The 16,317-nt window shown below is 69.2% G+C and carries 23 protein-coding genes; 5 read left to right on the top strand and 18 right to left on the bottom strand.

From position 1 onward, the window contains the following. Nucleotides 1-5: 5 nt before the first annotated feature. Nucleotides 6-800, bottom strand: a complete 795-nt coding sequence (locus ABDJ40_RS18985) for a Nif3-like dinuclear metal center hexameric protein (protein WP_347611955.1) — start codon at nt 798-800, stop codon at nt 6-8. Nucleotides 801-849: 49 nt separating this feature from the next. Between ABDJ40_RS18985 and ABDJ40_RS18980 the strand changes: the two genes are divergently transcribed. Continuing rightward, nucleotides 850-1,989 (top strand): S1C family serine protease, encoded by a 1,140-nt coding sequence (locus tag ABDJ40_RS18980; protein WP_430765662.1) that lies wholly within the window; start codon nt 850-852, stop codon nt 1,987-1,989. A gap of 51 nt (nt 1,990-2,040) precedes the next feature. Here the strand turns inward: ABDJ40_RS18980 and tatC are convergent, their stop codons facing one another. The 13 genes from tatC to argB all read right to left on the bottom strand — a co-directional run bounded on the left by tatC (nt 2,041) and on the right by argB (nt 10,080). After that, on the bottom strand, nt 2,041-2,832 hold the full coding sequence (gene tatC / locus ABDJ40_RS18975) for a twin-arginine translocase subunit TatC (RefSeq protein WP_347611951.1): 792 nt from the start codon (nt 2,830-2,832) through the stop codon (nt 2,041-2,043). 35 nt (nt 2,833-2,867) lie between these two features. Continuing rightward, a complete protein-coding gene (gene tatB / locus ABDJ40_RS18970) occupies nt 2,868-3,329 on the bottom strand; it encodes a Sec-independent protein translocase protein TatB (protein WP_347611948.1) in 462 nt (153 codons plus the stop codon). An 11-nt stretch (nt 3,330-3,340) separates the two neighbouring features. Further along, nucleotides 3,341-3,568 (bottom strand): Sec-independent protein translocase subunit TatA, encoded by a 228-nt coding sequence (gene tatA, locus ABDJ40_RS18965; protein ID WP_269629947.1) that lies wholly within the window; start codon nt 3,566-3,568, stop codon nt 3,341-3,343. 104 nt (nt 3,569-3,672) lie between these two features. Then, nucleotides 3,673-4,020 carry a histidine triad nucleotide-binding protein gene (locus ABDJ40_RS18960; protein WP_347611946.1) on the bottom strand — a complete coding sequence of 116 codons (348 nt, stop codon included), beginning with the start codon at nt 4,018-4,020 and terminating at the stop codon, nt 3,673-3,675. A gap of 34 nt (nt 4,021-4,054) precedes the next feature. Further along, nucleotides 4,055-4,495, bottom strand: coding sequence for a DUF4870 family protein (locus ABDJ40_RS18955; protein ID WP_347611945.1), 441 nt, complete (start codon nt 4,493-4,495; stop codon nt 4,055-4,057). A gap of 77 nt (nt 4,496-4,572) precedes the next feature. Further along, nucleotides 4,573-4,908, bottom strand: a complete 336-nt coding sequence (locus ABDJ40_RS18950; RefSeq protein WP_183104954.1) for a phosphoribosyl-ATP diphosphatase — start codon at nt 4,906-4,908, stop codon at nt 4,573-4,575. A 5-nt stretch (nt 4,909-4,913) separates the two neighbouring features. Then, nucleotides 4,914-5,306, bottom strand: a complete 393-nt coding sequence (hisI, locus tag ABDJ40_RS18945) for a phosphoribosyl-AMP cyclohydrolase (RefSeq protein ID WP_347612207.1) — start codon at nt 5,304-5,306, stop codon at nt 4,914-4,916. Between the two features lie 13 nt (nt 5,307-5,319). Beyond that, a complete protein-coding gene (locus ABDJ40_RS18940) occupies nt 5,320-5,790 on the bottom strand; it encodes an NUDIX domain-containing protein (protein ID WP_347611944.1) in 471 nt (156 codons plus the stop codon). Nucleotides 5,791-5,794: 4 nt separating this feature from the next. Further along, nucleotides 5,795-6,727 carry an ATP-binding protein gene (locus ABDJ40_RS18935; protein WP_347611943.1) on the bottom strand — a complete coding sequence of 311 codons (933 nt, stop codon included), beginning with the start codon at nt 6,725-6,727 and terminating at the stop codon, nt 5,795-5,797. A 124-nt stretch (nt 6,728-6,851) separates the two neighbouring features. After that, on the bottom strand, nt 6,852-7,517 hold the full coding sequence (slmA, locus tag ABDJ40_RS18930) for a nucleoid occlusion factor SlmA (RefSeq protein ID WP_269629951.1): 666 nt from the start codon (nt 7,515-7,517) through the stop codon (nt 6,852-6,854). 79 nt (nt 7,518-7,596) lie between these two features. Then, nucleotides 7,597-8,280: a response regulator gene (locus ABDJ40_RS18925; RefSeq protein WP_347611941.1), complete on the bottom strand. Its 684-nt coding sequence runs from the start codon at nt 8,278-8,280 to the stop codon at nt 7,597-7,599. A gap of 108 nt (nt 8,281-8,388) precedes the next feature. After that, complete coding sequence (locus ABDJ40_RS18920; protein WP_347611940.1) at nt 8,389-9,156, bottom strand: pyrimidine 5'-nucleotidase; 768 nt, start codon at nt 9,154-9,156, stop codon at nt 8,389-8,391. 12 nt (nt 9,157-9,168) lie between these two features. After that, nucleotides 9,169-10,080, bottom strand: coding sequence for an acetylglutamate kinase (argB, locus tag ABDJ40_RS18915; protein WP_269629953.1), 912 nt, complete (start codon nt 10,078-10,080; stop codon nt 9,169-9,171). 161 nt (nt 10,081-10,241) lie between these two features. Between argB and ABDJ40_RS18910 the strand changes: the two genes are divergently transcribed. From ABDJ40_RS18910 to ABDJ40_RS18895, 4 genes are read left to right on the top strand one after another with little or no spacing between them, the layout of a single operon-like run. Next, nucleotides 10,242-11,144, top strand: coding sequence for a cation diffusion facilitator family transporter (locus ABDJ40_RS18910; protein WP_347611938.1), 903 nt, complete (start codon nt 10,242-10,244; stop codon nt 11,142-11,144). Next, on the top strand, nt 11,141-11,581 hold the full coding sequence (gene dtd / locus ABDJ40_RS18905; protein WP_347611937.1) for a D-aminoacyl-tRNA deacylase: 441 nt from the start codon (nt 11,141-11,143) through the stop codon (nt 11,579-11,581). Before ABDJ40_RS18910 ends, dtd begins: the two co-directional genes overlap by 4 nt. Before the next feature lie 38 nt (nt 11,582-11,619). Next, complete coding sequence (locus ABDJ40_RS18900) at nt 11,620-12,009, top strand: VOC family protein (RefSeq protein WP_347611936.1); 390 nt, start codon at nt 11,620-11,622, stop codon at nt 12,007-12,009. Between the two features lie 15 nt (nt 12,010-12,024). Continuing rightward, a complete protein-coding gene (locus ABDJ40_RS18895; RefSeq protein ID WP_347611934.1) occupies nt 12,025-12,393 on the top strand; it encodes a cupin domain-containing protein in 369 nt (122 codons plus the stop codon). Nucleotides 12,394-12,414: 21 nt separating this feature from the next. Here ABDJ40_RS18895 and ABDJ40_RS18890 read toward each other — a convergent pair whose 3' ends face one another. The 4 genes from ABDJ40_RS18890 to ABDJ40_RS18875 form a co-directional block, all read right to left on the bottom strand. Next, complete coding sequence (locus ABDJ40_RS18890) at nt 12,415-13,347, bottom strand: hypothetical protein (RefSeq protein WP_347611931.1); 933 nt, start codon at nt 13,345-13,347, stop codon at nt 12,415-12,417. A 14-nt stretch (nt 13,348-13,361) separates the two neighbouring features. Then, a complete protein-coding gene (locus ABDJ40_RS18885; RefSeq protein ID WP_347612205.1) occupies nt 13,362-14,321 on the bottom strand; it encodes a tripartite tricarboxylate transporter substrate-binding protein in 960 nt (319 codons plus the stop codon). Nucleotides 14,322-14,477: 156 nt separating this feature from the next. Then, nucleotides 14,478-15,725, bottom strand: coding sequence for a phenylacetate--CoA ligase family protein (locus ABDJ40_RS18880; RefSeq protein WP_347611930.1), 1,248 nt, complete (start codon nt 15,723-15,725; stop codon nt 14,478-14,480). Beyond that, the gene (locus ABDJ40_RS18875) at nt 15,718-16,017 is read right to left on the bottom strand and encodes a hypothetical protein (protein ID WP_347611929.1); all 300 of its coding nucleotides are present in this window, start codon (nt 16,015-16,017) and stop codon (nt 15,718-15,720) included. The genes ABDJ40_RS18880 and ABDJ40_RS18875 overlap by 8 nt, the downstream gene beginning before the upstream one ends. Nucleotides 16,018-16,317: the final 300 nt, after the last annotated feature.

Below are 16,317 nucleotides of genomic sequence, written 5' to 3'. Positions count from 1 at the left end.
CGGCTTCATGCAGGGTTGGGGAGGTCCAGGAACTCGACGTCGAGGCCGGCTTCATCGGCCAGGCGCCGGCCCAGGGCCTGCACACCGTAGCGCTCCGTGGCATGGTGGCCGGCGGCAACGAAGGCCACGCCGGTCTCGGCCGCGTAATGGGCCTGGGGCTCGGAAATCTCGCCGGTCAGGAAGACGTCGGCCCCGCTGGCGATCGCCGCCTCGAAGTAGCCCTGCGCCCCACCGGTGCACCAGGCCACGCGGCGCAGCGGCCGCCCATCGCCCGGGATGGCCAGGACGGGGCGCGCGAGCTGCCGTTCCAGCACGCCCGTCAGGCCGGCCAGGGTCTGCTGACCTTCGGGCAGGGGGCCCGAGAAGCCCAGGTCCTGGTCACCGAAGCGGGCATCCGCCGTCCAGCCGAACTGGCGGCCCAGCTGCGCGTTGTTGCCCAGCTCGGCATGGGCGTCCAGTGGCAGGTGGTAGGCGATCAGGTTGATGTCGTGGGCCAGCAGGCGCTGCACGCGGGTCTTCATCCAGCCCGTCAAGCGCTGCTCCTGGCCGCGCCAGAAGAGGCCGTGGTGGACCAGCAGCGCATCAGCGCCGCGCTCGATGGCCGCCTCGATCAGGGCCAGGCTGGCGGTCACGCCACACAGCACGCGCCGCACCTCGGGCTTACCCTCAAGCTGCAGACCGTTGGGCCCATAATCCTTGAAACGACCCGGCTCCAGCCAGCCGTCCAGCAAGCGCAGCAGTGCCTCGCGCGGCAGGGCCTGGGGCCTGATCCGCCCGGTCGTTGCAATGTCTTCCTTCATGTCCACATCGTCCTCGTCTTCCTCCCAGCCTGCGGGAGCGCCCTCGCCCCTGCGCCGGTCCTGGCTGATTTTCTCCCAGGCCACGACCGTGGCGCTGGCCGGCTACTTCGTGGTGGCCACGCTGAAGCCGCAATGGCTGCAGGGCAGCCTGCATCCGGCCCCCAGCCTGCAGCAAGGCGCCAGCAGCGGCAAGCGCCCCGGCTATGCGGAGGCCGCCCGCCTGGCGGCGCCGGCCGTGGTGAGCATCAGCGCCAGCAAGCCCGGCCAGCCGCTCAGCGAGGAGGAGGAAGCCTGGCTGCGCTACCACGGCGGCAGCCCCGACGAGGACGAGCCCGATGGCCCGCGCGGCACCGGCTCCGGCGTCATCGTGTCGCCCGAAGGCTATGTGCTCACCAACAACCATGTGGTCGAGAACGCCACCGAGATCCTGATCCAGCTCAGCGACGGCCGCGAGACCACCGCCGAGCTGATCGGCACCGACCCCGACACCGACCTCGCCGTGCTGCGCATCCGCCTGCCCAATCTGCCGGTGATGCGCCTGGGCGAAGCCGACAGCCTGCAGGTGGGCGACGCCGTGCTGGCCATCGGCAACCCCTTCAACGTGGGCCAGACGGTGACCTCGGGCATCGTCAGCGCCCTGGGTCGCAAGCAGCTGGGCCTGTCGACCTTCGAGAACTTCATCCAGACCGATGCCGCCATCAACCCCGGCAACTCCGGCGGCGCCCTGGTGGACACGCAAGGCCAGCTGCTGGGCATCAACACCGCCATCTACTCGCGCAGCGGCGGCAGCATGGGCATCGGCTTCGCCATCCCCGTGAGCCTGGCCCGCGAGGTGATGGAGGCGCTGATCAAGCAGGGTCAGGTCTTGCGCGGCTGGGTGGGCGTGCAGACGCGCGAGATCACCCCCGAGGTGCTGGAGGCCTTCCATCTGCCGCAGCTGCGCGGCGTGATGGTCAGCGGCGTGATCCTCAAGGGGCCGGCGGAACAGGCCGGCATCAAGCCGGGCGATGTGGTGCTCAGCGTGGCCGGCAAGACCGTGCAGAGCCCCAACGAGCTGCTGACGACCGTGGCGGCCCTGACACCCGGCAGCCAGGCCAGGCTGGAAGTACAGCGCGGCGCCGAGCGCAAGGCCTTCGTGCTGAAGGTCGGCCAGCGGCCGCGGCCCAAGGCGGAAGACAACCCGAACTGAGGCGTCAGGCAGCGGGAAGGCCCGCGCTTGGCCGTTTGCCGGGGCGGGCGGTCAGCCCGCGGCGTCCTTGGCGTCGTCGGTGTCGTCGGGGGCCTTGGTGGCGCGAATGAAGGCGCCGGCGGACCAGATGCCCAGCTCGTACAGCAGGCACATGGGGATGGCCAGGGCCAGCTGGGAGACGATGTCCGGGGGCGTGATGATGGCCGCGATCACGAAGGCCAGCACGATGAAGTAGCCCCGGAACTCGCGCAGCTTCTCGACCGTCACCAGGCCCATGCGGGCCAGCACCACCACCACCACGGGCACCTCGAAGGCCGCACCGAAGGCGATGAACATGGTCATCACGAAGCCCAGGTAGGCCTCGATGTCCGGCGCCGCCATGATGCTCTTGGGCGCAAAGCCCTGGATGAACTTGAAGACCTGGCCGAAGACGAAGAAATAGCAGAAGGCCACGCCGATGAAGAAGAGCACTGTGCTGGAGACCACCAGGGGCAGGACCAGACGCTTCTCGTGCGAATAGAGCCCAGGCGCCACGAAGGCCCAGACCTGGTACAGCACCACCGGCAGCGCCACGAGGAAGCCCGCCAGCATCGTGATCTTCAGCGGCACCAGGAAGGGCGAGAGCACATTGGTGGCGATCATCGACGAGCCCTTGGGCAGATGCGCCACGAGCGGCGCCGCCAGCAGGTCGTAGAGGCCGGCAGGGCCGGGATAGAGGCACAGCAGGCCGAAGGCCACGCCGATGGCCAGCAGCGCGCGGATCAGGCGATCACGCAGCTCGATCAGGTGCGACACGAAGGGCTGCTCGGTGCCAGCCAGTTCGTCTTCGGGAGAGGAACTCATGGGAAGGGACGCCTTCTCGGCTTGTCAGGGCAGGATCAGAATCGCGAGGAAGGGCGGAACCGGGCCACGCGCGCCGCACCGGACTGCACATGGCGGCGCACTCCCTGCTGCTTCTTGTACCAGAGCGGCACCGCGCCGCGCTTGACGCGCCACTTCTTGCCCGGGTGGCGATAGCTGGGCGGCAGCGGCTCATAGCTGCTGCCCTCGCCGCCAATGCTCTGCCAGGTCTGGTCAAAGGCCTGGGTGGCGGAATTGACTTCCTGCTGGACGCTCTGTTCGACGTCGCGCGCAGCGTCCTCGAACTGGCCCTTCATCTTCTTGAGCTCTTCGAGCTCCATGGAGCGGTTGACCTCGGCCTTGACCTCGGCCACATAGCGCCGGGCCTTGCCCATGAGATGACCAGCCGTGCGCGCCACCTTGGGCAGGCGCTCCGGTCCGATCACGATCAGGGCCACGGCGCCGATCAGCGCCAGCTTGTCAAAGCCGAAATCAATCATCCGTGCTCAGCTCAGGACTTGGTCTTGGCGTCGACGTCGACCGTGTTCGGGTCCTGCGCCTTGTTGTGGCTCACCTGCTGAGCGGGGGCGTCAGCGGCGGAACCGTCCTTCATGCCGTCCTTGAAGCCCTTGACCGCCGCGCCGAGGTCCGAGCCCACATTGCGCAACTTCTTGGTGCCGAACACCATCACCACCACCACCAGCACGATCAGCCAGTGCCAAATGCTCAGTCCACCCATCGTGGTCTCCTCAAAAGCGAATGCTCGATTCTAGGCGCCTGCCATGACAGTCCCTTGCGACTGGACAGATGCCCCTGATTCATCAAAGTTTCAAGAAGGCGCCGTCAGCCCTTCAGCCACGGCCTGGGCCCGCCCATGGCATGCATGTGCAGGTGGTAGACCTCCTGCCCGCCGTCCGGCCCGGTGTTGATCACCGTGCGGAAACCGTTGCTCACGCCCAACTCCTTCATCAGCTTGGGTGCGAGCACGCTCATCTTGCCCAGCAGCGGCGCATGAGCCTCCGTCAGCTCCACCATGCTGGCGATATGCAGCTTGGGGATGATCAGCACATGGACCGGCGCCCAGGGGTGGATGTCATGGAAGGCCAGCAGCTCCTCATCCTCGTAGACCTTCTTCGAGGGGATCTGGCCGGCGATGATCTTGCAGAAGATGCAGTTGGGGTCGTGGGACATGGGTTCCTCTTTGCAGGGCTGGGCATGCGGTCCGTTACCGCATGCGGCGATATTCGTTCCAGTTCAGCAAGCCGCGCACAAGGCGGGACAGCAGCCAGAGCCAGTTCAACGCCAGCACAACCATGCCGGTTCCGCTGAAGCCCGCGAAGTGCCGGACCAGGTCGGAAGGCTCAAGGCCGCCGTAGATCAGGTTCAGGATGCTGCCTGCACCCAGGGCCAGCATGCACCAGCCCAGGAGCGTCCAGGCCATGCCCCACCAGAAGGTGTGCAGCGCCCAGCGCAGATGGCTGTGATAGATCGTGCCCCGGCTTTCCGACAGGCGCACGTAGTTCAGCATCAGCGCCACCACCACCGGCAGGCCGGTGAACAGGCTGAAGCCGTAGAGCAGATACATCGTCAGCGTCAGCTGGCGCAGGCTTTGCTCCCGCTGTGCCGTCATCTCGGGCCGGGCCGGCCGGTGCAGTGTGTGTTCCATCGCGTGTCCTCCCTGGACTGTGCTGATCCTCGACGGCGGCCTGTTCTTCAGCTCGTTCCGTCCCCTTGCGCCTGCGCTCAGCCCTTGGGCCGCGCCGCAAACTCCTCCAACCCCGACAGCCCCTCGCGCCGCGCCAGCTCGTTCAGCACGTCCGCCGGCTTCAGGCCCAGGGCGCTGAGGGCGATCATGGAGTGGAACCAGAGGTCGGCCACTTCGTAGGTGAGCTTGGCGGGGTCGCCATCCTTGGCGGCCAGCACGACCTCGGTGGCTTCCTCGCCGATCTTCTTCAGGATGCTGTCCAGGCCCTTGTGGAAGAGCTTGGCCACATAGCTCGCCGACGGGTCGCCGCCGGCCTCGGGCTTGCGGGAATCGATGGTCTCGCCCAGGCGGGCCAGGATGTCATTGCCGTTCATCGCGCTCACTTGCTGTAGATCTGGTGTGGGTCCTTGAGCACTGGCTCCACGGCGGTCCACTGCTGGCCGTCCAGGCGCTGGAAGAAGCAGCTGTGGCGGCCGGTGTGGCAGGCGATGCCGGGCTCGTGGCCGCGCTGGGTGATCTTGAGCAGGACGACGTCGTTGTCGCAGTCCAGGCGCATCTCGTGCACCTGCTGGATGTGGCCGGACTCCTCGCCCTTGTGCCACAGCTTCTGGCGCGAGCGGCTCCAGTAGACGGCCTCGCCCTTCTCCGCGGTGAGGCGCAGGGCCTCGCGGTTCATCCAGGCGAACATGAGCACATCGCCCGTGTCGCGCTCCTGGGCGATGACGGGCACCAGGCCCTGCTCGTCCCACTTGATCTGATCCAGCCAATCCATGGCGGCAGTGTACTCAGCCATGGTGGGTGGCCCCCTGAAAGCCGCGCTCGGCGGCGAACCACTGCAGCACGGGAATGGTGCCCGGCAGCACGGGCTGCACCGTCACCGGCAGGCCCTGCCAGGCCATCTGCTGGCCCTCGCGCATCTCGAACTCGCCCTGCCAGTCGTAGACCTTGCAGAAGTGCAGGCGCACGCGGGCGTGGGGGTAGTCCATCACCTCGATCTTCCAAGGGTGGGCCGCGCCGATGGTGATGCCCAGCTCCTCGTGCAGCTCGCGGCGCAGGGCCTGCTCCACGGTCTCGCCGGCCTCCAGCTTGCCGCCCGGGTATTCCCAGTAGCCGGCGTAGACCTTGCCCTCGGGGCGGGAGGTCAGCAGGAAGTCGGCCTCGCGGCCTTGCGCGTCGCGCTGCACCAGCACGCCCACCGCCACGTCCACGGGCACGCGGTCGGCGGGGTAGGCGGTCGTCGTCGATTCGTTCTTCATGGGGTCAGGCCTGGTCCAGGTCATCGGGGATGGGCGCGTCGCCCGCAGGGGCCGCTGCCGCGGCGTCGGGGCCCCCTCGCCCGGCCAGGTCACGGGCGAACTGGTAGGCCACGCGGCCGGAGCGCGAGCCGCGCTCCAGGGCCCAGACCAGCGCCGGCTGGCGTGCGGCCGCGATGGCGGCCTCGTCCAGGCCGAAGTGCCGCAGCCACTGGGCCGCGATGGCCAGGTATTCCTGCTGGCTGAAGGGATAGAAGCTGATCCACAGGCCGAAGCGCTCGGACAGGCTCACCTTCTCCTCGATGGCCTCGCCGGGGTGCAGCTCGCCGTTCTCGTCGACGCGGGCCGCGAGGTTGTCGCGCATCTGCTCGGGCAGCAGATGGCGGCGGTTGCTGGTGGCGTAGATCAGCACGTTGTCGCTCGCGGCGGCGATGGAGCCGTCCAGCATGGACTTCAGCGCCTTGTAGCCGGCCTCGCCTTCCTCGAAGCTGAGGTCGTCGCAGAAGATGATGAAACGCTCGGGGCGCTCGGCCACCAGGTCGACGAGGTCGGGCAGGTCCACGAGGTCGGCCTTGTCCACCTCGATGAGGCGCAGGCCCTGGTCCGAGAACTCGTTGAGCACCGCCTTGATCAGCGAGCTCTTGCCCGTGCCGCGCGCGCCGGTCAGCAGCACGTTGTTGGCCGGGCGGCCCTGAACGAACTGGCGGCTGTTCTGCAACAGGCGCTCCTTCTGGGCGTCGACCTCCTTCAGCGCCTCCAGCCGGATGGTGGCCACATGGCGCACCGGTTCCAGCACCGGCACGCCGCGCCGGCGGCGGTAGCGGAAGGCGCTGGAGGCGGACCAGTCGGGCGCGCCGAGCTGCGGCGGCAGCAGGGACTCCGCGCGGGCCAGCAGGCTTTCCGCGCGGTTCAGGAACTGGGCAAGGGCATCGGTGGACATGGCAGTCTTCCCGGCGGACCGGGGCATGAGAGGTAAAACGCGGCCCAAGCGGCCCAAGCGGCCCAAGCGGCCCAAGCGGCCCAAGCGGCCCAAGCGGCCCAAGCGGCCCGCGCGGGCCACTGACTCAACGCGTCAGCAGGGCCAGGGCGACGTCCAGCTGCTCGGTGGGCATGCGCTTGAAGCCTGAACGGGCATAGCGCTGCAGCCGGCCGATGATGAAGCTCACCAGCACCGAGGCCTGGGCATTGGCCTGCACCGTCGGGGTCTCGGAGCCCTCGGCCTCGGCGGCCTGACGCAGCACCTGCCGCAACGTGGCCTCGACGCGATCAAAGAACAGGTTCATGCGCTGGATCAGCCGCTCGTTCTCGTAGACGAGGGCGTCCCCCACCATCACCCGGCTCATGCCCGGGTTGCGCTCGCCGAACTGCAGCAGCACCGAGACGATGCGCTGCGCCTGCACGAGGCCGGTGGCCTCGCGCTCGGTGATCTGGTTCAGCAGGGTGTAGATGCTGGACTCGATGAATTCGATCAGACCCTCGAACATCTGGGCCTTGCTGGCGAAGTGGCGGTACAGCGCGGCCTCGCTGACTTCCAGGCGGCCGGCCAGCGCGGCGGTGGTCACGCGCTCGGCGCCGGGCTGCTCCAGCATGCTGGCCAGGGTCTGCAGGATCTGCACCCGGCGCTCGCCCGGCTTCGGGCGGGTGCGGCGCTTGGTCTCGGGCGCTGCCGCTTCGGGGGCACCGGCGGCAGGGTCTTCGGGGTCCAGATCGGGGGAGGCGGCGACGTGCATGGCGCTGTGGATTCTGGCACAGGCCCGTGGCGCCCTCGGCCATCTTCAGGCCCTCGCGGGCCTGTGTGGGTCCGTCGATTCAGTCGCGCAGCCAGCCCAGGCGGCGCGCCTCGTAGATGGCCTCGACCTTGGAGCGCACCTGCAGCTTGCGGTAGATGCGCTTGACATAGGTCATGACGGTATGCGGCGAGACCTGCAGGAACTGCGCGATCTCGTCGAAGGTGAAGCCCTTGGCCGCCAGGTGCAGCACGCGGGATTCCTGCTCGGACAGGGCGATGACGTTTTCGTCCAGCGGCGCCGCGCCCGTCTCGGGCGGCAGGCCCTGCAGATGCTGGGTGCCGGCATTCAGGCGCAGCAGCAGCCGGCGGGCGATGACGGGGCTGATGGGGCTGCCGCCGCTGCGCAGCGCGCGCAGCTGGTCGGGGAGGTCCAGGGCAAGGCTGTCCTTGAGCAGGTAGCCGGTGGCGCCGGCCTCGATGCTGGACAGCACGTGCTGCTCGTCACCGAAGACCGAGATCACCATGACCTCGCAGTCGGGATGGGCCTGGGCCGCATGGCGGATGAGCTCGATGCCGCTGCCGCCGGGGAGGTCCAGGTCCACCAGGAGCACGTCGGGGCGCAGCTGGTCGAACATGCGCCGGCCCTGCTGCAGGTCGGACGCCATGCCCAGCAGACGGATGTCACTGGCCTGGGACAGGGATTTCTCGAAGGCTTCCCGGAACCGGACCTGGTCTTCGACGATCAGAACGCTGAACAATGACATGGGCTTGTCGTTCTTCTGTACCCGGCTGTGCGGGGCAGACGCACCGCTGCTTCTGCGTGGCGGATGCTACCGTCAAAAACAGGCCGTTGGCATCGGGTGATCGGGGGGCTATGGAAAACCCCCTCCGTGCCGGCCGGGAGCGTGGACGAGTGCACGCCAGCGCAGATCGCCCAGGCCGTGGATGCGCTGGTCCACATAGGCCGGACGGCGCCGCAGCGGCAGGTGGGCCTCGGGGCCATGCACGGAGGCCTTGGTCCAGCGCTGGATCCAGACGGTGCGCAGTCCCAGCGAGCGGGCGGCCTTCTGGTGCATCAGGCTGTCCTCGACCAGTACGCAGCGCGTGGGTTCCAGCTTCAGACGCGCCAGGACATGGCGGAACATGCGCCGATCCGGCTTGGGCCGCAGCTGGCCGAACATGGCCATCTGCTCCAGCGCGATCACGCCCTCGAAGGCATGGGCCAGGCCCACCGCGTGCAGCACCCGCCAGGCATAGGCGCCGGGCCCGTTGGTCAGCAGGAACTTGCGGCCGGGCAGGCGGGCCAGTGCCGCCAGGTCATGGGCATGGCCGTGCAGGTGCGCCTCCATGCCGGGCAGCGCGTGGGTCTGCGCCAGGAAGTGCGCGGCGTTCACGCCGTGGTGGCGCACCAGGCCGGTCAGCGTGGCGCCGTAGCGGGCCCAGTAGAGGCGGCGCAGGCGGTTGGCCTCGGCCGTGTCGACGCCCAGGTGCTGCTCGATGTAGGCCGTCATGGCCACATTGAGCGCGGCGAACACCCGGTCCGAGGCGTTGTGCAGGGTGTTGTCCAGATCGAAGAGCCAGACCGGCCCCTCGCCATGCTGGCGAGCCCGGCCGGCGTGGCGCAGGGGTGGGCGCCGCATCAGGCCCGCGGCTCAGTGCGAGCGGATCATGGTGCCGTAGGCCTGGTCGGACAGGATCTCCAGCAGCATGGCGTGCGGCACGCGGCCGTCAATGATGTGCACCGCGTTGACGCCGCTCTTGGCCGCGTCGATGGCGCCGGCGATCTTGGGGATCATGCCGCCACTGATGGTGCCATCGGCCACCAGCTCGTCGATGCGGCGGGGCGTGAGCTCGGTCATCAACTGGCCTTCCTTGTCCAGCACGCCGCGGATGTTGGTGAGCATCAGCAGCTTCTCGGCCTGCAGCACGGTGGCGAGCTTGGCGGCCACGACATCAGCGTTGATGTTGTAGCTCTCGTTGTTCTCGCCAAAGCCGATGGGGCTGACGACGGGGATGAACTGGTCGTCCTGCAGGGCCTTCACCACGCTGGGGTCGATGGAGACGATGTCCCCGACCTGGCCGATGTCGTGCTCCTTGCTGGGGTCGTCCTTGTCCTGGACCTTGAGCTTCTTGGCGCGGATCATGCCGCCGTCACGACCGGTCAGGCCCACGGCCTTGCCGCCGGCGGCGTTGATCAGACCGACCACGTCCTGCTGCACCTCGCCGGCCAGCACCCACTCGACCACGTCCATGGTCTCCTTGTCGGTGACGCGCATGCCCTGGATGAAGTGGCCCTTCTTGCCCAGCTTGGTCAGCAGTTCCTCGATCTGCGGGCCGCCGCCATGCACCACCACGGGGTTCATGCCGACCAGCTTGAGCAGCACCACGTCCTCGGCGAAGTCCTGCTGCAGCACCGGGTCGGTCATGGCGTTGCCGCCGTACTTGATCACGATGGTCTTGCCGTGGAACTTGCGGATGTAGGGCAGCGCCTGGGACAGGATCTCGGCCTTCTCGCGCGGGGCGATGTGGGACACGTCGGTGTGCAGGGCGGGATCGTTCTTCATGGGGCTGCTCGGCAGAAAACGCGGGAGGGACAGACGAGCCCGCGGAACTCGCGGCGATTGTAGGACCGCCACCTTGGCGGCAGCGGACGCAGCATTCACGAAAGACGAACCGTTCGCATTGCAAAAAGGCAAGCCTGCCTGCGGCGAGAATCCGGTCCATCATGCAAGTCAGCAGCTACCTCAAGCTCTCCATCGCGGTGGCCGCCGTCACCATCGCCCTGAAGACCGGGGCCTGGTACTGGACGGACTCCGTCTCCCTGCTCTCGGACGCCCTGGAGTCCCTGGTCAACCTGGCCGGCGCCATGTTCGCGCTGGCCATGGTGACCGTGGCCCAGCGCCCGCCGGACGAGGACCACCCTTTCGGCCACCACAAGGCCGAGTACTTCTCCAGCGGCTTCGAGGGCGTGCTGATCTTCGCGGCGGCGGCCGGCATCATCTGGGCCGCCGTGCACCGGCTGCTGAGCCCGCAGCCCGTGGAACAGCTGGGGCTGGGCATGGTGCTGTCCCTGGTCAGCTCGGCGCTCAACGGCGGCCTGGCCTGGGCCATGCTCAAGAAGGCCCGCGAGCACCGCTCCATGGCCCTGGAGGCCGACGCCCGCCACCTCTTCACCGACGTCTGGACCTCCATCGGCGTGGTCGCCGGCCTGATCGGCGTGATGCTCACGGGCTGGCTGTGGCTGGACCCGGTGATCGCGGTGCTGGTGGCCCTGAACATCCTGCGCGAGGGCGCGCTGCTGGTGATGGAATCCGCCGCGGGCCTGATGGACGAGGCCCTGGACGCCGAGAGCCAGGCCGCCATTCACGCGGTGCTGGAGCGCTGCAGCCACCAGCAGGTGCGCTTCGACCACATCGCCACCCGCGTCTCGGGCGCGCGCCGCTACGTGGACATGCACATGCACATGCCCGCCGGCTGGTCCCTGGGCCAGGCGGCGGCCGAGCGCGGCGCCGTGGAGCGCGCGCTGATGGCCGCCGTGCCGGGCCTGCGGGCCAGCATCCAGCTGCTGCCCATGGACGTCGAGGCGCATTTCAACGACCCCAAGGACCAGGAGGGCATCGGCCCATGATCGCGATCCTGCAGCGCGTGCGCGAAGCGCGCGTCGAAGTGGCCGGCCGCATCACGGGCCAGATCGGTGCCGGCTTCCTGGTGCTGGTCTGCGCCGAGCCTGGCGACACCGAGGCCGTCGCCGAGAAGCTCGTCCAGAAGGTGCTCAAGCTGCGCGTCTTCAGCGACGAGGCGGGCAAGATGAACCGCAGCGTCCAGGACGTCGGCGGCGGCCTGCTGATCGTCTCGCAGTTCACCCTGGCGGCCGACACCAGCAGCGGCAACCGCCCCAGCTTCACCGGCGCCGCGCCGGCCGAGCTGGGCCGCCGGCTCTACGAGCATTGCCTGAGCTTCGCGCGCGGCCAGCACCCGCTGGTACAAAGCGGCGAGTTCGGCGCAGACATGCAGGTGCACCTGGTCAACGACGGCCCGGTCACCATTCCGCTGCGCATGACCTGACCCCCTCTCCGCCTGCTCCCGTTTCAGAAGGACCCGCCATGCTTTCCTACGCCACCCTGGGCAGCAACGACCGCCAGGCCGCCCGGCGCTTCTACGACGCCGTGCTGGCACCGCTGGGCCTCAAGTCCACCTATGCCGACGACGAGTTCTGCGGCTACGGCCCGGACGCCCCCGATGCCAAGGCCTTCCTCTGGATCTGCAAGCCCTACGACGACGCCCCCGCCACGGCGGGCAATGGCAGCATGCTGGCCCTGGCCGCCGCCACGCGCGCCCAGGTGGACGCGGTGCACGCGGCCGCCCTGGCCGCTGGCGGCCGCTGCGAGGGCAAGCCGGGCCTGCGTGACTACGCCCCGAATTTCTACGCCGCCTACTTCCGCGACCTCGACGGCAACAAGCTCGCCGTGGTCTGCACCGCGGCCGAGGCCTGAGAGGAGGCGCATCCCATGAGCACCGCTCCCCGCATCATCCCCATCACCGGCACCGAGGGCCTGCCCCCGCAACGGGACCAGCCGCGCGAGGACCGCCGCGTCGAGGGCGCGCCGCAGCGCCAGACCTGGCTGATGCACGAGGCCGGCCCCATGAGCGCGGGCGTGTGGGCCTGCGAGGTGGGGCGCTGGCGCATCGAGTTCGCGCCCGGCAAGCAGGAGTACTTCCACGTGCTGGAGGGCCGCGTCTGCCTGCATGGCACCGACGGCAGCCGCACCGAGGTGGGTCCTGGCGAAGGTGCGGTCATCCCGCCCGGGTTTCGTGGCGAGTTCGAGGTGATCGAGCCGGTGCGAAAGCAGTTCGTGCTGGTGGAGCTGCCGGGCTGAAGACCTGCGGCAGCGGGCGGCTCAGAGCCGCGCCCATCCCGCCACGCGGGCATTGAAGAAGCCGCACTGCTCGTAGGCGCGGCGGACCACGCCCTGCTGCCGCAGCCGGGCCAGGCCCGCATTGAGCTGCTCGCGCAGCCGTGGCCCCAGCGGGTGCGTGCGGGAGACCAGGAAATGCCGCGTGCCCCGCATGCGCAGCTTCAGGCCGGGCACCGGCACCAGGCGAACGCCCTCCACGGTCATGGAGAGATCCGACGTGGGCTGGAAGGGCGCCAGCAGCAGGTCGGCGCGGCCCTGCTGCACCATGCGCGGCATCAGATTCCAGCTGGCCACGTGCTGGAGCTCGGTGAAGCCCAGCTGCTCCAGCGTCAGCCAGTCCACGCGCCAGCTGCGGTTGCTGAGCACGCGCAGGCCCTGCAGATCGCGCAGGCTGCGGGCGGACAGGGCCCGTTCGTTCTCCGGCGTGGTGTAGAAGCCGACCTCGAACTCGCCTTCGCCCAGCAGGGCGTCGCTGAACAGCAGGCCGTCCGCCTGGGGGAAGTCCTCGCGCCAGTAGCTGGTCGCACTGCAGGCGGCATGGCCGGAGCGCAGCTCGGCCTGCAGGCGCTGGCTGGTGGGCATGGGCGTCAGGCCCAGGCGCAGCTCGCTGTCCTGCAGGGCCAGGGCCTGCTGCATCAGCAGCACCTCGATCACGTCACGGCGCGCATGCGGGCCGCCGAAGTCGCTGATGCCCACAGCGTCCCGGCCCGCCAGGAAGCGCTGGTAGTCCAGCAGCACGTCGTCGGGAATGAGGGCGGGCAGGCGCTTGTCGGTGGCGGGCACGCCGGCAGCGGGGGTGGCCAGGCCGCCCCGCGCGGCCAGCGCCAGCCCCAGGCCCAGGCTCAGGCCCAGCCAGTGGCGACGCGGCAGCCTCGCCGCATCGGTCACGTCGCTGGCGTGAAGAGAAGCGCTCATCGGGACGCGGCCCCTCAATCTGCGTACTGGCCGGCCGCCTTGATCACCACGCCCCACTTGGCGATCTCGTCCGTCACGAACTTCTTGTGCTCGGCCGGGTTGACGCGCCCGTCCTGCACGATCACCGCGCCCAGGGCCTCCTGGCGCTTGTGCAGATCCGGGTCCTGCAGGGCCTTCTTGAGGCCGGCATTGAGCTTGTCCAGCACGGGCTTGGGCGTGCCCTTGGGCGCATAGAGACCGTGCCAGATGGCCACGTTGAAGCCCTTGAGGCCCAGCTCGTCCAGCGTGGGCAGCTTGGCCAGGGCCGGGCTGCCGAGGCGCTTGGTGGAGGTCACGGCATAGGCCTTGATCTTGCCGCCTTCGATCTGCGAGCTGGTGTTGGTGGTCTGGTCGCACATGATGTCGACCTGACCGCCGATCAGGTCCGTCATGGCCGGGCCGGTGCCTTTGTACGGCACGGTGGTCATGTCGATCTTGATGGTGCTCTGGAACAGCAGGCCGCACAGATGGGAGGCCGAGCCCAGGCCCGCATTGGCCAGGTTGACCTTCTCCTTGTTGGCGGCGATCCACTTGGCCAGCTCGCCGTAGTTCGCGGCGGCCATGGTGGGCTTGGCCACCAGGGTCATGGGCACCTCGTTGATCAGGCCCAGGTACTCGAAGTCGTCCAGGGTCTTGTACTGCAGGTTGCGGTAGAGGGCCGGCGAGGTCGCCATGCCGATGTGGTGCAGCAGCACGGTATAGCCGTCCGGCGCGGCCTTGGCCACCTTGGTGGCGCCGAGGGTGCCGCCGGCGCCGCCGACGTTCTCGATCACCAGCGTGGCATTGAGCGTCTTGCGCAGGGACTCCGCGAGGTCGCGGGCCACCTTGTCGGTGGGGCCGCCGGCCGAGAAGGGCACGACGATGGTGATGGGCTTCTCGGGGTAGTCGGCCCGGGCAGCCAGGGGCAGCGCCATCAGGCTGGCAAGGGTGATCATGCCGAGGGCAGTCGGACGGGTTCGCATGGCTGTCTCCTTTGTTGTGGCCAGGGGCAGCGACATGCTAGTTGAGCCGCTGCTGATCCGCACATCGGAAACTACGAATGTGGGCACCTAGTGCACACAAGCGACGGCCGGATGCCCGCCGCGGGTCCCTCAGTCGAACTTGCGCCGGTCCTCGATCACCCGGCCGTCATTGGGCAGGCGGCCGGGAGGCACGAACTGCACTTCGCCGCGCAGCTTGGTGACGTCGCGCAGGGCCGAGACCAGCAGATCCGCCAGGCCTTCCGGCACGCTGGCCAGCTCCACTTCGAGGCGCATGCGATCCTGGGCCAGCTCGCCCTCCACCACCAGGCGGCCCCGGCCCAGCATGGGGAAGCGCTTGAGCACCTCGCCCACCTGACCGGCGTGCACGAACATGCCGCGCACCTTGGCGCTCTGGTCCGCTCGGCCCATCCAGCCCTTGATGCGGGCGTTCGTGCGGCCCGTGGGGCAGGTGCCGGGCATCAGGGCGGAGAGATCACCCGTGCCGAAGCGGATCAGCGGATAGTCCGGGTTCAGCGTGGTCACCACCACCTCGCCCACCTCGCCCTCGGCCACCGGATCCCCGGTGCCCGGGCGCACGATCTCGACGATCACGCCCTCGTCCAGCACCAGGCCTTCGCGGGCCGGGGTCTCGTAGGCGATCAGGCCCAGATCGGCCGTGGCATAGCACTGGTAGCCGGCAATGCCTCGCTCCAGCAACCAGTCCCTCAGAGCCGAGGGGAAGGCCTCGCCGCTGACCAGGGCCTTGCGCAGGCTCAGCGCCTGGCCAGACTCCGCGGCCTTCTCGACGAGGATCTTGAGGAAGCTGGGCGTGCCGATGTAGCCGGTGGGCCGCAGCTCGGCCATGGCCTGCAGCTGCAGCTCGGTGTTGCCCACGCCGCCCGGGAAGACCGTGCAGCCCAGCGCATGCGCGCCGCCTTCCATCATGGAGCCGGCCGGGGTCAGGTGGTAGCTGAAGCAGTTGTGCAGCAGCTCCCCGCCGCGCAGGCCGGCGGCATGCAGGGCGCGAGCCATGCGCCAGTAGTCGGGCCTCGCGCCTTCAGGCTCATAGATCGTGCCGGGCGACTGGAACACCCGCCGCGCCGCGCCCCAGCCGATGGCCGAGAAGCCCCCGAAGGCATCGCCGCCCCCGGCGCGCACCGCCTGCTGGCGCGCCAGCAGCTCGGACTTGCGCGTGACCGGCAGCCGGGCCAGGGCTGCACGGGAATCGATGCGGGCGGCGTCAACGCCGGCCAGCAGTTCCGCAAAGGCCCTTGTGTTCGCCTGCGCCTGCGCCACCTGCCGCGGCAGCGCCGCCATCAGCGCGGCCTCGCGCAGCTGCGGGTCGCGGGCCTCCAGGGCATCGTAGAACTCACTCATCGGCATCACTCCAGCCAGAGAGGTTTTTCTTCACCAGGGCCAGGAAGTCGCGCTGCTGCGCGCTGTCCTTGACCGTCTTCTCAGTCCATTCGGGCGTGCGCGCCGGCCGCTTCACGATCGCCACCTTCAGCGTCGAGCCGTCCACCGCTGCCCGGGCGATCGCCGAGCCGCGCCGCTCGAAGCACCCGTCCCGTTCCGTCAGGCCCAGCTCGCGCAGGTCCCGCCGCAGTTTCAGAAGCGCCTCCTCCGGCTTGAAGGCCGGCAGCGCGAATCCCCAGCTCTCATCACTCATGGCCAGTCACCTCGCTCCATGCAAAGAGCGCTCGGCGCAGCCGGCGCTCGCCCCGCGCGAACACCGCCGATCCGGCTCCGCCGGGCGGCCGGTGTTGCCCCCTTGAGGGGGCCGGCGAAGCCGGTAGGGGGGCCATCACGCCAGTCTCATCACTCATGGCCAGTCACCTCGCTCCACGCAAAGAGCGCTCGGCGCAGCCGGCGCTCGCCCCGCGCGAACACCGCCGATCCGGCTCCGCCGGGCGGCCGGTGTTGCCCCCTTGAGGGGGCCGGCGAAGCCGGTAGGGGGTGGTCCATCACG

It is taken from the genome of Roseateles flavus, from assembly GCF_039872765.1.
In the GTDB taxonomy this organism is placed as follows: domain Bacteria; phylum Pseudomonadota; class Gammaproteobacteria; order Burkholderiales; family Burkholderiaceae_C; genus Roseateles_B; species Roseateles_B flavus.
Note: the sequence above shows the minus strand (reverse complement) of the source record. Positions and strands in the feature narration are given on the sequence as shown.

Excerpts from the sequence above, each read along its gene's own strand:
- ABDJ40_RS18985 (WP_347611955.1), bottom strand. The coding sequence starts at position 800 with ATGAAGGAAGACATTGCAACGACCGGGCGGATCAGGCCCCAGGCCCTG.
- tatC (WP_347611951.1), bottom strand. The coding sequence starts at position 2,832 with ATGAGTTCCTCTCCCGAAGACGAACTGGCTGGCACCGAGCAGCCCTTC.
- tatB (WP_347611948.1), bottom strand. The coding sequence starts at position 3,329 with ATGATTGATTTCGGCTTTGACAAGCTGGCGCTGATCGGCGCCGTGGCC.
- tatA (WP_269629947.1), bottom strand. The coding sequence starts at position 3,568 with ATGGGTGGACTGAGCATTTGGCACTGGCTGATCGTGCTGGTGGTGGTG.
- ABDJ40_RS18960 (WP_347611946.1), bottom strand. The coding sequence starts at position 4,020 with ATGTCCCACGACCCCAACTGCATCTTCTGCAAGATCATCGCCGGCCAG.
- ABDJ40_RS18955 (WP_347611945.1), bottom strand. The coding sequence starts at position 4,495 with ATGGAACACACACTGCACCGGCCGGCCCGGCCCGAGATGACGGCACAG.
- ABDJ40_RS18950 (WP_183104954.1), bottom strand. The coding sequence starts at position 4,908 with ATGAACGGCAATGACATCCTGGCCCGCCTGGGCGAGACCATCGATTCC.
- hisI (WP_347612207.1), bottom strand. The coding sequence starts at position 5,306 with ATGGATTGGCTGGATCAGATCAAGTGGGACGAGCAGGGCCTGGTGCCC.
- ABDJ40_RS18940 (WP_347611944.1), bottom strand. The coding sequence starts at position 5,790 with ATGAAGAACGAATCGACGACGACCGCCTACCCCGCCGACCGCGTGCCC.
- ABDJ40_RS18935 (WP_347611943.1), bottom strand. The coding sequence starts at position 6,727 with ATGTCCACCGATGCCCTTGCCCAGTTCCTGAACCGCGCGGAAAGCCTG.
- slmA (WP_269629951.1), bottom strand. The coding sequence starts at position 7,517 with ATGCACGTCGCCGCCTCCCCCGATCTGGACCCCGAAGACCCTGCCGCC.
- ABDJ40_RS18925 (WP_347611941.1), bottom strand. The coding sequence starts at position 8,280 with ATGTCATTGTTCAGCGTTCTGATCGTCGAAGACCAGGTCCGGTTCCGG.
- ABDJ40_RS18920 (WP_347611940.1), bottom strand. The coding sequence starts at position 9,156 with ATGCGGCGCCCACCCCTGCGCCACGCCGGCCGGGCTCGCCAGCATGGC.
- argB (WP_269629953.1), bottom strand. The coding sequence starts at position 10,080 with ATGAAGAACGATCCCGCCCTGCACACCGACGTGTCCCACATCGCCCCG.
- ABDJ40_RS18910 (WP_347611938.1), top strand. The coding sequence starts at position 10,242 with ATGCAAGTCAGCAGCTACCTCAAGCTCTCCATCGCGGTGGCCGCCGTC.
- dtd (WP_347611937.1), top strand. The coding sequence starts at position 11,141 with ATGATCGCGATCCTGCAGCGCGTGCGCGAAGCGCGCGTCGAAGTGGCC.
- ABDJ40_RS18900 (WP_347611936.1), top strand. The coding sequence starts at position 11,620 with ATGCTTTCCTACGCCACCCTGGGCAGCAACGACCGCCAGGCCGCCCGG.
- ABDJ40_RS18895 (WP_347611934.1), top strand. The coding sequence starts at position 12,025 with ATGAGCACCGCTCCCCGCATCATCCCCATCACCGGCACCGAGGGCCTG.
- ABDJ40_RS18890 (WP_347611931.1), bottom strand. The coding sequence starts at position 13,347 with ATGAGCGCTTCTCTTCACGCCAGCGACGTGACCGATGCGGCGAGGCTG.
- ABDJ40_RS18885 (WP_347612205.1), bottom strand. The coding sequence starts at position 14,321 with ATGATCACCCTTGCCAGCCTGATGGCGCTGCCCCTGGCTGCCCGGGCC.
- ABDJ40_RS18880 (WP_347611930.1), bottom strand. The coding sequence starts at position 15,725 with ATGAGTGAGTTCTACGATGCCCTGGAGGCCCGCGACCCGCAGCTGCGC.
- ABDJ40_RS18875 (WP_347611929.1), bottom strand. The coding sequence starts at position 16,017 with ATGAGTGATGAGAGCTGGGGATTCGCGCTGCCGGCCTTCAAGCCGGAG.